The sequence below is a fragment of the Mycolicibacterium madagascariense genome (assembly GCF_010729665.1).
Taxonomy (GTDB): domain Bacteria; phylum Actinomycetota; class Actinomycetes; order Mycobacteriales; family Mycobacteriaceae; genus Mycobacterium; species Mycobacterium madagascariense.
Genome location: NZ_AP022610.1, coordinates 4,757,928 through 4,771,185 on the forward strand (window position 1 = coordinate 4,757,928; position 13,258 = coordinate 4,771,185).

A 13,258-nucleotide genomic window follows, 5' to 3' on the forward strand; every position below is an offset into this window, starting at 1 on the left:
TTGGGGCACCACCCAGCGAAGGGCTGTCGACGATGACGCTGTCCCCCGAAGCCGTCCGCCGTGCCGGCAACCCCACCCGTGAGGAATTCTCCGAGCGCCTGCTGCGCGGTTCGGTCAAGAAGTCCTACGAGCCGATCGTCGACATCGATTGGGACGCACCGCTGGAACCCGACAAGTTCTTCCTGCCGCCGAAGACGGTGTCGCTCTACGGCACGCCGGCGTGGGACGCCATGACGCGCGAGGAGCAGATCGAACTCTCGCGCCAGGAACTGGTCAACACGCTGTCGGCGGGCATCTGGTTCGAGAACATCCTCAACCAGGCGCTGCTGCGCGATCTGATGCATGCGGATCCGACCGCCCGCGCCACGCACTACGCGCTCACCGAGATGGGCGACGAGACCCGCCACATGGTGATGTTCGGCAGGACCATCGAGAAGGTGGGCGCCAAGCCCATGCGGCCCAAGCGCTTTCAGCGCGTCATCATCAACGGACTGCCGCTGGTGTTCAAGGGGCCGCTGCTATGGGTGGCCGCGCTCGTCGGCGAGGAGATCTTCGACTCGCTGCAGCGGCAGATGATGGACGACCCGCAACTGCAGCCCGCCGTGCAACGGCTCATGCGCATTCACGTCACCGAGGAGGCCCGCCACATTCAGTTCGCCCGCGACGGTCTGCGCAAGCACGTCGGCGACATGGCGTGGTGGCAGCGGCTGTGGGTGGCCAATCTGCACGGCGTCGGCGGCTACTTCTTCCGGCACCTGTTCAGCAATCCCGCCCAGTACCGCCGCGTCGGGCTGCCCGGGGGCGCGAGCCGTGACCTGGCGCGCGCCAGTGCGCACCGCCACGACGTCCAGATCTCCGGGTTCGCGCCGCTGGCGGCGTTCCTCGAGGAGGTCGGGCTGATGGGTCCGATCGCGCGCCGCATGTGGCGCCGCAGCCACTTCCTGCCGGCGACCCCGTCGGCGTCCCCCGCTCCCGCTGCTATTCCCGCCCCGTCCGACGACGCGGGCGATGACGCGTACGACGGTCCGGCCACCCTGCGGGTCGGTGGCACCGACCACGCGGTGCGCGTCCGCCTGATGGGACACCTCGACCCCACCGACGGTCGATACCATTGGCGTGGAACGGTTTTCGAGGCGCTACCCGACGACGTGCTCCGCACGCCGCGCGTGACGCTCGCCATCGGTGCGCGTATCAGCGACGCGCGGCTGACCGAGAAGACGCCCTGGGGCACCTACTCGATCGTGGGCGAGGGCGCTCCCCCGTTCGCCTGACGCCGCGGGACGGCTTCCGCGCCGATATTGCGAGATGCCCCACGACGAACTAGAACACGTTCTAGTATTCGGCTCATGCGGTTCACCTATGCGGAAGCCATGACCGACCCGAAGTACTACGTCCCGTTGGCCAAGGCGGCCGACGAGGCTGGATACCACGGGATGACGATCGCCGACAGCGTCGCCTACCCCGAGGTGTCGGACTCGAAGTATCCCTACACCGAGGACGGCAATCGCGAGTTCCTCGACGGCAAGGCGTTCATCGAGACCTTCGCGCTGATCGGCGCGCTGTCGGCCGTCACCACCACGCTGCAGTTCAACGTCTTCGTGCTCAAGCTGCCCATCCGCCCGCCGGCCCTGGTCGCCAAGCAGGCCGGGTCGCTGGCTGCGATGTTCGACAACCGCCTCAACCTCGGCGTCGGCACCAGCCCGTGGCCCGAGGACTACGAGATCATGGGCGTGCCGTACGCCAAGCGCGGCAAGCGGATGGACGAGTGCATCGACGTCATCCGCGGTCTGACCTCCGGTGACTACTTCGAATATCACGGCGAGTTCTACGACTTCCCCCGGTTCAAGATGACGCCGGCGCCGACGAAGCCCCTGCCGATTCTGATCGGCGGCCACGCCGACGCCGCTCTGCGCCGTGCCGCCCGCAACGACGGCTGGATGCACGGCGGTGGCGACCCGGAGGAACTCGATCCGCTACTGGCCAAGCTCGCGAAGTTCCGCGAGGAGGAGGAGCGGATCGGGCTGGCCGACGAGTTCGCGATCCACGTGATCTCGGTCGACGGCTTCACCCTCGACGGCGTGAAGCGGCTCGAGGACAAGGGCGTCACCGACGTCATCGTCGGCTTCCGGATCCCCTACATCATGGGACAGGACACCGAGCCCCTCGACGCCAAGATCCGCAACCTGGAGTGGTTCGCGGAGAACGTCATCGCGAAGGCGTGACCGATCGGGTTGCGGCCAACTCGTCGACGGCGCGGGCGCTGAGCACCTCGTCGAGCACCATGACGGCGCCGCCCACGGTGCCCGACCTGGCGCCGTGCGCCGCGGGCACCACCTCCAGCGTGCGGGTGGCCTGCGCAGTGGCGTTGCCGTACAACGTCTCTCGCAATCCGGCGACGAAGATCTCGTAGGCGCCCGCCATGTCCCCGGCCACGACGACGATGGCCGGGTTGAGCAGGTTCACCGCCGACGCGAGGACCTCCCCGACGTAACGGCCGCTGTCCCTGATCATCCGGCGCGCCTCGGCGTCGCCACCGTGGGCGAGCTCGACCACGTCGCGCAGGTGGCGCACCAAATGCCCCTGCTGCTGCAGCGCATGCACCACCGCCCAGCCGCCCGCGATCGCCTCGACGCATCCGGTATCTCCGCAGCGACACGGAAGTCCCTGTGCCGCAGCGATCTTGTTGTGCCCGAACTCCCCGGCTGCCTGCGCCGCGCCGCGCTGCAGCACCCCGCCGGCGACGATGCCCGCGCCGAGGCCGCTGGACGCCTTGATCACCAGCACGTCGTCATAGCCCTGGCTCTCGACGGCCGCGATGGCGTTGGAGTCGTTGTCGAGGACCACCGGAACGCCCGCGAGCCGGGGCAATTCGTCGAAGTACGGCCGCAGCTCGACACCGTCCCAACCGCGCAGGATCGGCGAGTCGCGACTACATCCGCGCTCGCGGTCGACGGTTCCCGGCAGGCTCAGACCGACGCCGTAGATCGGCACGCCGGGATGGTCCTGCAGCATCACGTCGAGCCGCTTGACGACGTCGGGCATCAGGTCGTCGGGCCCGAGGGCGACCTCCTGATCGATGTCACCGATCGAGAGGACCTCGCCCGCCAGGTCGCACACGGCGAGCCGGGTCCGGCTGATGCCGACCGCGACCGACAGCACGATGCCCGCGGCGGCGTCGAACGACAGCAGCGTCGGCGGCCGGCCGCCGGTCGACGGCGCCTGCTCGCGCTCGACGACCAGGCCCAGCGCGGTCAGTGCGGCGACCCGCGACGCGATCGCCGTGCGGGACAGCCCGGTGAGATGGCCCAGTTCGGTGCGCGTGACGTCGCGACGATCCCGGATCAGGGTGAAGACGTCCCCCACGGTGGCGGTGCCGACGTTGCTGCCGGCACTGCTCACGTTGCCGGCGTCGCTCCGCTCACCCTTGCTGGACACGGTTCGATTGAACCCGAGAAACGTAAGCCATGCCACTTTTGTGTCCCAGAAGACAAAAGTCGGTTTGAGGAAGGGCGTAAGTACGTCTACCGTTGACGCGTGACCAGCTCACTCGAACGACCCACCTCCGTCCCGCTGTCCGTCGTGGCACCGCCCCCGTCCGTGCGGTGGCTCGCCGTGCTGGCGCTGGCCATCGGCAGTTTCGCCATCGGCACCACCGAGTTCGTCGCCATGGGCCTGCTGCCCGAGATCGCCTCGAGCCTGCGCGTCACCGAGCCCATCGCCGGGCACGTCATCTCGGCGTACGCGCTCGGCGTGGTCGTCGGCGCGCCGGTGATTGCGGCGCTGACCGCGCGGATGCCCCGCAAGCGGCTCCTGCTGGGCCTGATCGCGGTCTTCACGATCGGCAACCTGGCCAGCGTGCTGGCACCCAGCTACGAAACCCTGATGGCCGCCCGCTTCGTCTCCGGCATTCCGCACGGCGCCTTCTTCGGCGTCGCCGCGCTGGTGGCGTCCCATCTCATGGGTCCGAAGAACCGGGCGAAGGCCGTCGCGCACGTCATGAGCGGTCTCACCCTGGCGACCGTGCTCGGCGTGCCCATGGCCTCCTTCCTGGGTCAGACGTTCGGCTGGCGCAGCGCGTTCGCACTCGTCGTCGTCATCGGCGCGGCCACCCTGGTGGCCATCTGGCACTGGGTGCCCGACCTGCGCGCGATGCACGTCACCAGCGCGCTCACCGAGCTCGGCGCGCTGCGCCGGCCTCAGGTCTGGCTCGCGCTGCTGACCGGCATGGTCGGCTTCGGCGGCATGTTCGCGGTCTACACCTACGTCGCGACGACGCTCACCGACGTCTCCGGCGTGTCCCGCGCCATGGTGCCGCTCGGGCTCATGACGTTCGGCATCGGGATGGTGGTCGGCAACCTGGTCGGCGGCAAGATGGCCGACGTCTCGGTGATCAAGGGGCTCTACGCCTCGCTCACCGCGCTGGCCGCCGTGCTGGCGCTGTTCGTCTGGGCCGCCCACGATCCGTGGACCGCGATGCTCGGCCTGTTCCTCATCGGCGCATCGGGTTCGGCGATCGGGCCCGCGCTGCAGACCAGGCTGATGGACGTCGCGCACGGCGCCCAGACGCTCGCGGCCGCGCTGAACCACTCCGCGCTCAACATCGCCAACGCGACGGGCGCCTGGATCGGCGGTCTCGTGATCGCCGGGTACGGCTACACCGCCCCCGCCGCCTCGGGTGCCGGGCTCGCGGTGGCCGGTCTCGGCGTCCTCACCATCTCGGTGCTGTTGCAGCGCTGGACGGGAGCGCGCGATGCGCGACGCTGACACCTGGCACGTGCACCTGCACGTCCTCGGCCTGCGGCTGGACTTCGCCTGGCGGCCGTGGCGGCGGACGCGACAGCTCGCCTACGCCGGCTGAGCGTCACAGCGCGGCGAGCAGTCCGGCCGCGCGGACCTCGTCGTCGACGACGAACCACAGTCGCACCTCGCCGTTGCCGAGGGCGGAGTGGATCCGTACCGGCTCGCCCGGCTGAATGGGTTTGCGGTACTCCACCACCGCCCGGTACGGCGCCGACACCACGTCGGGGTACTGCGCCAGGATCTCGTGCACGCCCTGCCAGTAGATCGTGTTGTTGACGTGCTTGAAGAGGTCGATGTCCGTGTGGCGCAACGGAAATGGCGTCACCGACTCCGAGCTGGCCGGCCCGGGCAGCCACGGCCGCCACTTCAGCCGACGGTCGTCGGTGGTCGTCGCAAACCGTTCGAAGAGGCCTTCGGAGATGAGCGACGGCGTGGCGGTGTCCTCGTTCATGTTGATCCAGAAGCCCTCGGTCTCGATCCGACCGCCGTCGGACCCGTCGAGGCGGACCCGCATCGAGCACCAGCGCGTCGAGATCCCCGAACACCAGCGCCGGAAGACGATGTCGCTGGGCAGCGTGATCGGGGTGAGGACGTCGATCACCGTGCGCTGCACGATCCAATGCGGGTGGACGTCGGCATACCCGCAGTCGTTCAGGTGCTCGGCGCCGACCTCCTGGACGTTGCGCGCCACCCCGTCGAGCCGCAACCGAAGACTCGCATCGACGTCGCTGGTGAGCAACCGCCAGCCGGTTCGGAAGACGTACCCCTGGTCGGGCACCGGGCTCAGCGGCTCCTGCACGGAACCGACGGTAACGCATGGCCTGGTCTTCGATAGGGTCCGCACGTGCGGACCATCGAGACCGACTACCTCGTCGTGGGCGCGGGGGCCATGGGCCTGGCGTTCGCCGACACGCTGGTCAGCGAAGGCGACGCGCGAATCGTCGTCTGCGATCGCGGTCCCCGTCCCGGCGGTCACTGGATTCGCGCCTATCCCTTCGTCCGGTTGCACCAGCCCTCGGCCTACTACGGCGTCAACTCGCGCCCCCTCGGCAGCGGCCGGCTCGACACGTCCGGCGGCAATGCCGGACTGCACGAATTGGCCACCGGTGACGAGGTGTGCGCGTACTTCGACCGCGTGATGAACCACGACCTCCTCCCCACCGGGCGCGTGACCTACCTGCCCGACAGCGAGTACCTCGGCGACGGACGCATCCGCGGTCGCGACGGCGAGACGACCGCGGTGGTGGCGCGCCGTCTCGTCGACGCCACCCGCCTGCAGGCGGTCGTCCCGTCGATGCGTCCGCCGGAGTACGAGGTGGCCGAGGGCGTCACGTGCGTGCCACCCAACGAATTACCCACTCTCGCAGGGGACTTCGAGCACGTCATCGTGATCGGGGCGGGCAAGACGGGCATCGACGCCTGCCTGTGGGCGCTGGACGCCGGCATCGCGCCCGAGCGGCTGACCTGGGTGATGCCGCGCGACTCCTGGTTCCTCGACCGCGAGAACATCCAGCCCGGAGCGGACTTCCTCCCCCGCTTCAAGGCGAGCTTCGCCGCTCGGCTGCAGAGCATCTCGGACGCCACCTCCATCGAGGATCTATTCGCCCGGCTCGAAGCCAGCGGCAACCTACTGCGGCTCGATCCCTCGGTGCGTCCGACCAGGTACCGGTGCGCGACGGTGTCGCGCGCCGAGCTGACGCGGCTGCGCACCATCGGCGACGTGGTCCGGCTGGGCCACGTCCTCCGAATCGCTGGTGGCGCAATCGAACTCGCCGACGGCACGGTCTCCGCGCCGCCGGCCGCGCTGTACGTCGACTGCACGGCCGACGGCCTCGAGCGCCGCCCCACCGTGGACGTCTTCGATGGCGACCGCATCACCCTGCAGAGCGTCCGCGGCTGCCAGCAGGTGTTCAGCGCGGCCCTCATCGCCCATCTGGAGAACCGCCGCGCCGACGACGCGGCGCGCAACGCACTGTGCGCACCGGTGCCGCACCCCAGCACCGACCTCGATTGGCTGACGATGACGCTGGCCGAGCAGCGCAACGAGATCCGTTGGCTCGCAGACCCCGAACTGCTCGACTGGCTCGCGACGTCGCGGCTGAACCTGCTGCGCGAGATGTTCGCACCGATGCTGGCCCGCCCGCGCAGTCGCGACCGACTGCTGGGCATGGTGGGCAAGGGGCTACGGGAATCCAACGACAAGCTCGAGGCGCTGCTCGCCGCCGCCGGTCCGGCATGACTCCAACGCCGCTCTCGCGCTACGTCTCCCACGACGGCGTCCGCCTCCACTACCTCGACTCCGGCGGTAACGACCGCGGCGCCCCGATCGTGTTCGTGCCCGGCATGACCGACGTGGCCGCCGACTACGCGGAGATCCTGCCGGTCTTCGGCCGTCGGACGATCGTCGTGGAATTGCGCGGCCACGGCCGCAGCAGCGCACCCGCGACCGGGTATGCCCTCGCCGACCGCAGCGGCGACGTCGGCGCCGTCGTCGACGCGGTGACCGACGGCCCCGTACACGTCGTCACGTTCTCGCGGGGCACGACCTACGCCGTGCACTGGGCGGTGGAGCATCCCGGCCGCGCCAGGACGATCTCGATCGGCGACTACGTGCCCGAGGAGAAGACTCTGACCGACGAGCAGGCTCGGACACTCGTCGACGGCCGCTGGCGTGGCACGCCCGTGCGCGACCGCCTCGACGCCGGGGCCGCCATGCAGACCTTCCGGCAGGCCCGCGACCGACAGCTGTGGGAACCGTTGGCCCGCTTGCAGATACCGCTGCTGGCGGTGCGCAGCGGCAACAGCGTCATCGTCCCCGACGACGACTGGGCGCGCTACCGTCGGCTCTACCCCGACGCAACGCTCGTCGAGTTCGAGGACTCTCCCCACGACGTCTTCCGCCCCGACCGCGAACGCTATCCGCGACTGGTGCGCGAGCACGTGGACGCTCGATGAGCCTCACCGTCACCGCCATCGACGTCGGCGATCCGGCGCAGGCGTGGACCTCGGCGGGGTTCACCGTCGAGTCGCCCGACCTCTGCCGCGTCGGCGGCGTCGCGATCCGACCGACCGGTCGCGGCGCCGGCATCCTCGGCTGGTCGCTGCGCGGTCTGCCGGACGGGTCCGACACCACCCTTGACGGCATCCCCACCCTGCGCGCGGACCCGGATGCGGGCGCGCCGGGCACCCACCCGAACGGCGTCCTGGCCATCGACCACGTCGTGCTGCTGTCACCCCACCTCGACCGCACGCTGCGAGCCTTCGCCGGCGTCGGCGCCCAGCCGCGGCGCCACCGGGACGCCGAGATCGGCGGCCGAGGTGTCCGCCAGGTCTTCTTCCGGTTCGGCGAGGTGATCGTCGAGGTGGTCGGCTCGCCCGACGCGGCCGACGACGGACCGTCGCACCTCTGGGGCATCACCTACGTGGTCGCCGACGTCGACGCCACGGCCGCGTTCTACGGCGACCGCGCCACACGCGTCAAGGACGCCGTGCAGCCGGGGCGCCGCATCATGACGCTGCACCACCGCGAGTACGGCATGTCGGTTCGGACGGCGTTCATCTCGGCACCTATCCTCGGCCCATGACGGCCGAGCCCCTCGACGAGCCCGTGGTCATCCACACCGACGGCGGATGCCGCCCCAATCCCGGCCCCGGCGGCTGGGGTGCGGTGCTGCGCCAGCGCGGGCACGTCCGCGAGATGTGCGGCGGCGAGCCCGGTGCCACCAGCAACAACCGCATGGAGCTGACCGCGCCGATCATGGCGCTCGAGGCGCTGAAGCGGCCCGTGGTGGTCCACCTCTACACCGACAGCGTGTACGTCCGCAGCGGCATCACGAAGTGGGTCATGGGGTGGGAACGCAACGGCTGGTTGACCTCGGCCAAGCAGCCGGTGAAGAACGTCGACCTGTGGCAGCGGCTGCAGGCGGCGTGCGCGCGCCACCGCGTCGAATGGTTCTGGGTGAAGGGGCATTCCGGCGTGCCCGACAACGAGCTGGCCGACGTCCTCGCGACCCGCGGCCTGCAGGAGGCGATCGCCGCGTCGCGGTGAGCGTGCTTACTCGTCCGGTCCCATCGCGCGGCGACTCGCCCGCACCATGATGCGGACGAGGAGACTGCGCGGGATCGGCGTGATGAACCGCGCCCCGCGACGAATCTGCTTGCCCGCCATCACCGTTGGGACCCTGCCGAGGCCCGCGAACGCCGCGTGGACCACCTCCTCGGGCGCGGTCGCCCCGGGCACCGGCTCGTCCGCGCCGGCCAGCCCGCGCTGCTCGCGCGTGCGGCGCAGCGACGGCGTGTCCGTCACCCCCAGCACGACGCCGAGGGCGTCGACGCCGTGCCCCCGCAGTTCGGACCACAGGGACTCCGCGAAGATCATGTCGAACGCCTTGGTCGCCCCGTAGACGGCCATGTTCGGCGCCCCGACGAATGCCGCACCGGAACTCAGGATGACGATCCCGCCGCGCCCGCGCTGCGCCATCGCCCGGCCGTAGTGGTGGCTGAGCTGCATGGGGATCAGGCAGTTGCGCCGCAGCATCGTCTCGGCGGCGTCGATCGAATTGCTCAGGAACGGTTGGTAGTCGGTGTCGGCGCCCGCGCAGTAGATCAGCAGTCCGATCTCGAGGTCGGACGTGGCGGCGACGATGGACTTCGCCGCATCCGGCGTGCCGAGATCGACGACCAGGACCCGGGTTTCGGCGCCGGTGCGACTCCGGATGCCATCGGCGACGCGGTCGAGCACCTCGCCACGACGGGCCAGCAGGACGACGCCGATACCGCTGCCGGCGACGGCCTCCGCGAACGCCGCGCCGACGCCGTCGGAGGCGCCGACGACGAGCGCCCACGGCCCGTAGGCGACCCGGTCGAGCGTCGCGCGCGTCACCGCCGGAGCCTAGGTCGCACCCGGCGGGTCGTCGTCGCGGGCGCCCGGACCGGCTGCCGAGACCAGCGGGCGCACCCGGCGGGCGGGTCGGGTCCGAATGACCTGCGGCCACCAGAACCATCGACCCAGCAGCGCGGCGATCGACGGGGTGAGGAAGGACCGGATCACCAGGGTGTCGACGAGCAGGCCGAGCCCGATGGTGGTGCCGACCTGAGCCATGACCTTCAAATCGCTGATGGCGAACGACATCATGGTGAACGCGAACACCAGACCCGCGGAGGTCACCACGCTGCCGCTGCCGGCGATCGCGCGGATGATGCCCGTCTTGAGGCCCGCATCGCGTTCCTCCTTGAACCGCGACACCAGCAGCAGGTTGTAGTCCGACCCGACCGCCAGCAGGATGATGACCGACATCGCCAGCACCAGCCAGTGCAGTTCGAGGCCAATGATGTGCTGCCACAACAACACTGCGAGCCCGAAGGACGAGGCCAGCGACAGCGCCACCGTGCCGACGATCACCAGTGCGGCGACGACGGCCCTGGTGATGATGAGCATGATGACGAAGATCAGACACAGCGCCGAGATCCCGGCGATGATCAGGTCGTAGTTGGAGCCGTCGCGCATGTCCTTGTACGTCGCGGCGGTGCCACCAAGATAGATCTTCGAGGTCTCCAACGGCGTTCCCTTGATCGCCTCGAACGCCGCGTTCTTGATCTCGTCGACGTGCGAGATGCCCTCGGGCGTCGCGGGATCGCCCTGGTGGGTGATGATGAACCGGACCGCCTTGCCGTCCGGTGACACGAATTGCTTGAGGCCCCTCTTGAAGTCGGGATTGTCGAACACTTCGGGCGGCAGGTAGAACGAGTCGTCGATCTTGGAGTCGTCGAACGCCCGGCCGATCGCGTTGGGGTCCGACTGCTGGCGGTCCTGCAGGCTCTGCTGGCCCTCCTGCGTCGCGTAGTTGGTCAGGATCTGGTTGCGGTTGGTCTCCTGGCTCGCGATCTGCGGCGGCAGCAGCGCCAGCAGTTTGGGCTGCAGCGCGTTGAGCTTGTCGAGACTGACCGTGGTCTGCTGGAGCAGATCGGACAGTTCGTCGACCCCGTCGAGCGCGTCGAAGAGCGACCGGATGGTGTAGCAGACCGGGATGTCGTAGCAGTGCGGTTCCCAGTAGAAGTAAGCGCGGATGGGGCGGAAGAAGTCGTCGAAGTTGGCGATGTTGTCCCGCAGGTCGTTGGTGACGGCGACCGTCTGCTTGAGGTCGTTGGTCTGTTCCTGCGTGGCGGCGGCGCTCTGCTTTTGCAGCTGCAGTTGTTGGCGCAGGATCCCGATCTGGTTGGCGATGTCGGCGGCCTGGGTGAGCAGGTCGGAGGTCCGCGCCTGCGAATAGGACTGTCCCAGTTTCTGATTGACGCCCTGCTGGCCGACGATGTACGGGATCGAGGTGCCGTCGATCGGCGTGCCGAGCGGCCGGGTGATCGTCTGCACGCGGGCGATGCCGGGCAGGTGGAAGACGTCCTTGGCGACCCGGTTGATGATCAGCATGTCGGTGGAGTTGCGCAGGTCGTGATCGGCCACCAGCATCAGCACCTCGGGGTTGAGCCGGGACTGCGGAAAGTGGCGGGCCGCAGCGGCATACCCGACGTTGGCCGGGACGTCGGCCGGAATGTAGCGCTTGTCGTCGTAGCTGGTGGTGTAGGACGGCAGAGCGAGCAGACCGACGAGGGTGACCGCGGTCGACGCCACCAGGATGGGTCCGGGCCACCGCACGATCGCCGTCCCGATGCGCCGCCACCCCCGGGTCTTGGTCTGGCGCTTCGGTTCCAGCAGGCCGAATCTGGAGGCGACGGTCAACAGGGCCGGCAACAGGGTCAACGCGGCCATCGTCACCACGAACATCCCAATGGCCAGGGGGATGCCCAGGCTCTGGAAGTAGGGCAGTCGGGTGAAGTGCAGGCACAGCGTCGCGCCCGCGATGGTCAACCCGGACCCCAGCACGACGTGAGCCGTGCCGTGATACATGACGTAGAACGCGGTCTCGCGGTCGTCACCGAGGTTGCGCGCTTCGTGGTAGCGGCCCACGAAGAAGATCGCGTAGTCGGTGGCCGCCGCGATGGCGAGCAGGGTCAGCAGGTTCACCGCGAAGGTCGACAGCGAGATCAGGTGGTAGTAACCGGCGAAGGCGACCACGCCGCGCGAGACCGCCAACTCGAGCACCACCATCAACAACACGAACAGCACGGTGACGATCGAGCGGTAGACCAGCAGCAGCATCACGATGATGACGCCGAAGGTCAACGCGGTGACGAGCGCAAGGCTCTTGTCACCGGCGTGCTGCAGGTCGGCGTTGAGCGGTCCGGGTCCGGTGACGTAGACCTTGAGCCCCGGTGGCGGCGGGTGCTTGGCGACGATGTCGCGCACCGCCTGCACCGAATCGTTGGCCAGCGTCTCGCCCTGGTTGCCCGCGATGTACAGCTGAACGTAGGTCGCCTTGTTGTCCGCGCTCTGCGACCCGGACGAGGTGAGCGGGTCGCTCCACAGGTCCTGGACGTGCTCGACGTGGGTCGTGTCCTTCTCCAGGTCGGCGACCAGACCGTCGTAGTACTGGTGGGCCTGCGCACCGAGCGGCTGGTCGCTCTCCAGGACGATCATCGCCGAGCTGTTGGAGTCGTACTCGTGGAAGAGCTGGCCCACCAACTTCGTCGCCTGCAGCGACGGCGCGTCGTTCGGCGTGAGCGAGGTCGAGTTCGCCGCCCCCACGACTTCCAGCTGGGGCACCACGACGTTCAGGAGTGCGGTCAGCGCGAGCCAACCCAGCAGGACCGGCACGCAGAAGATGCGCAGGATGTGCGGGATGCGGGCCCGGTGGGTCGTGGCCTCGGCCGGGGACGTGGCGTCGAGGCTGGGGTCGGTCGTGCTCATGCCGACTTCACCAGGCAGGAGGTCTGCGCGTTCACGCCCGTCGACGTCTGCTGGTCGCGGACCGTGTTGTCCACGATGACGCGACAGCTGATGCTGCTGCCGTCACCCTGGGCGATGATGGTCGCACCGGCGGACGGCTTGGTGGTCGTCAGCGTGATCGACCAGGGCAGAGGCGCGTTGTCGACCCGTTGCGGATTCGAATCCAGGTCGAGGTAGTTGATGGTTGCCACGGCGCCTTCCATTCCTGAGACCTCATAGGTCACGACCTTCGGGTTGAAGGGCGCGGCGTCCTGCGCCAGCCCGGCGCCCGGACGGGTGACCTCGTTGTTCGAGCCGAAGTAGCCGTGCACGCGGTACACCACGACGACGGCGACGGCGGCCACCACCACGATGAGCAGCGGTATCCAGCCCCGCTTGAGAATCCCGACCACTGAGGCCCTCCGTTGCATCGATCGCGCTCGCCGCGGCGTAGGTGACGCCGTGGGAACGCCGCGGCGCGAAACGATTGATTAGTCGATCAAACATTAGGTGGTCTGCCGGTGTCGGGCAAGCCGAACGGCTAACTCTAATGTCATGTACGTTCAACTCGTTCGATCAGCCCCATCGTGGACGCGGGGCCTGTTTCGTGTCGCGACTTCGATGCGCGGGGGGAGGGCG

12 protein-coding genes are annotated in these 13,258 nt (G+C 69.1%); 7 read left to right on the forward strand and 5 right to left on the reverse strand.

Annotation, left to right across the window (positions count from 1 at the left end):
* Nucleotides 1-32 precede the first annotated feature (32 nt).
* Entirely contained in the window at nt 33-1,271 is a 1,239-nt protein-coding gene (locus G6N60_RS22445) for a diiron oxygenase (RefSeq protein ID WP_163741392.1), read from the forward strand.
* Nucleotides 1,272-1,346: 75 nt separating this feature from the next.
* Nucleotides 1,347-2,222, forward strand: a complete 876-nt coding sequence (locus G6N60_RS22450; RefSeq protein ID WP_163741394.1) for an LLM class flavin-dependent oxidoreductase — start codon at nt 1,347-1,349, stop codon at nt 2,220-2,222.
* Here the strand turns inward: G6N60_RS22450 and G6N60_RS22455 are convergent.
* A complete protein-coding gene (locus G6N60_RS22455) occupies nt 2,206-3,399 on the reverse strand; it encodes an ROK family transcriptional regulator (protein ID WP_163744380.1) in 1,194 nt (397 codons plus the stop codon). The genes G6N60_RS22450 and G6N60_RS22455 overlap by 17 nt on opposite strands.
* A 135-nt stretch (nt 3,400-3,534) precedes the next feature.
* On the opposite strand from G6N60_RS22455, the gene G6N60_RS22460 reads away from it, so the two are divergent.
* Entirely contained in the window at nt 3,535-4,764 is a 1,230-nt protein-coding gene (locus tag G6N60_RS22460; protein ID WP_163741396.1) for an MFS transporter, read from the forward strand.
* Between the two features lie 97 nt (nt 4,765-4,861).
* Here G6N60_RS22460 and G6N60_RS22465 read toward each other — a convergent pair whose 3' ends face one another.
* Nucleotides 4,862-5,599 (reverse strand): acyl-[acyl-carrier-protein] thioesterase, encoded by a 738-nt coding sequence (locus G6N60_RS22465; protein WP_163741398.1) that lies wholly within the window; start codon nt 5,597-5,599, stop codon nt 4,862-4,864.
* Nucleotides 5,600-5,644: 45 nt separating this feature from the next.
* On the opposite strand from G6N60_RS22465, the gene G6N60_RS22470 reads away from it, so the two are divergent.
* Genes G6N60_RS22470 through rnhA form a run of 4 tightly spaced genes read left to right on the forward strand, consistent with a single transcriptional unit; the run spans nt 5,645 to nt 8,848 of the window.
* On the forward strand, nt 5,645-7,039 hold the full coding sequence (locus G6N60_RS22470; RefSeq protein WP_163741400.1) for an NAD(P)-binding protein: 1,395 nt from the start codon (nt 5,645-5,647) through the stop codon (nt 7,037-7,039).
* The gene (locus tag G6N60_RS22475; protein ID WP_163741402.1) at nt 7,036-7,755 is read left to right on the forward strand and encodes an alpha/beta fold hydrolase; all 720 of its coding nucleotides are present in this window, start codon (nt 7,036-7,038) and stop codon (nt 7,753-7,755) included. Before G6N60_RS22470 ends, G6N60_RS22475 begins: the two co-directional genes overlap by 4 nt.
* Nucleotides 7,752-8,384, forward strand: coding sequence for a VOC family protein (locus G6N60_RS22480; RefSeq protein ID WP_163741404.1), 633 nt, complete (start codon nt 7,752-7,754; stop codon nt 8,382-8,384). Before G6N60_RS22475 ends, G6N60_RS22480 begins: the two co-directional genes overlap by 4 nt.
* Nucleotides 8,381-8,848 (forward strand): ribonuclease HI, encoded by a 468-nt coding sequence (gene rnhA / locus G6N60_RS22485; protein WP_163741406.1) that lies wholly within the window; start codon nt 8,381-8,383, stop codon nt 8,846-8,848. Before G6N60_RS22480 ends, rnhA begins: the two co-directional genes overlap by 4 nt.
* Before the next feature lie 6 nt (nt 8,849-8,854).
* On the opposite strand, the gene G6N60_RS22490 is transcribed toward rnhA, so the two are convergent.
* From G6N60_RS22490 to G6N60_RS22500, 3 genes are read right to left on the reverse strand one after another with little or no spacing between them, the layout of a single operon-like run.
* On the reverse strand, nt 8,855-9,682 hold the full coding sequence (locus G6N60_RS22490; protein ID WP_163741408.1) for an SDR family NAD(P)-dependent oxidoreductase: 828 nt from the start codon (nt 9,680-9,682) through the stop codon (nt 8,855-8,857).
* 9 nt (nt 9,683-9,691) lie between these two features.
* Nucleotides 9,692-12,601 (reverse strand): MMPL/RND family transporter, encoded by a 2,910-nt coding sequence (locus tag G6N60_RS22495; protein ID WP_163741410.1) that lies wholly within the window; start codon nt 12,599-12,601, stop codon nt 9,692-9,694.
* A complete protein-coding gene (locus tag G6N60_RS22500; protein WP_163741412.1) occupies nt 12,598-13,032 on the reverse strand; it encodes an MmpS family transport accessory protein in 435 nt (144 codons plus the stop codon). Before G6N60_RS22500 ends, G6N60_RS22495 begins: the two co-directional genes overlap by 4 nt.
* Nucleotides 13,033-13,258 lie beyond the last annotated feature (226 nt).

Excerpts from the sequence above, each read along its gene's own strand:
- G6N60_RS22445 (WP_163741392.1), top strand. The coding sequence starts at position 33 with ATGACGCTGTCCCCCGAAGCCGTCCGCCGTGCCGGCAACCCCACCCGT.
- G6N60_RS22480 (WP_163741404.1), top strand. The coding sequence starts at position 7,752 with ATGAGCCTCACCGTCACCGCCATCGACGTCGGCGATCCGGCGCAGGCG.
- rnhA (WP_163741406.1), top strand. The coding sequence starts at position 8,381 with ATGACGGCCGAGCCCCTCGACGAGCCCGTGGTCATCCACACCGACGGC.
- G6N60_RS22495 (WP_163741410.1), bottom strand. The coding sequence starts at position 12,601 with ATGAGCACGACCGACCCCAGCCTCGACGCCACGTCCCCGGCCGAGGCC.
- G6N60_RS22475 (WP_163741402.1), top strand. The coding sequence starts at position 7,036 with ATGACTCCAACGCCGCTCTCGCGCTACGTCTCCCACGACGGCGTCCGC.
- G6N60_RS22450 (WP_163741394.1), top strand. The coding sequence starts at position 1,347 with ATGCGGTTCACCTATGCGGAAGCCATGACCGACCCGAAGTACTACGTC.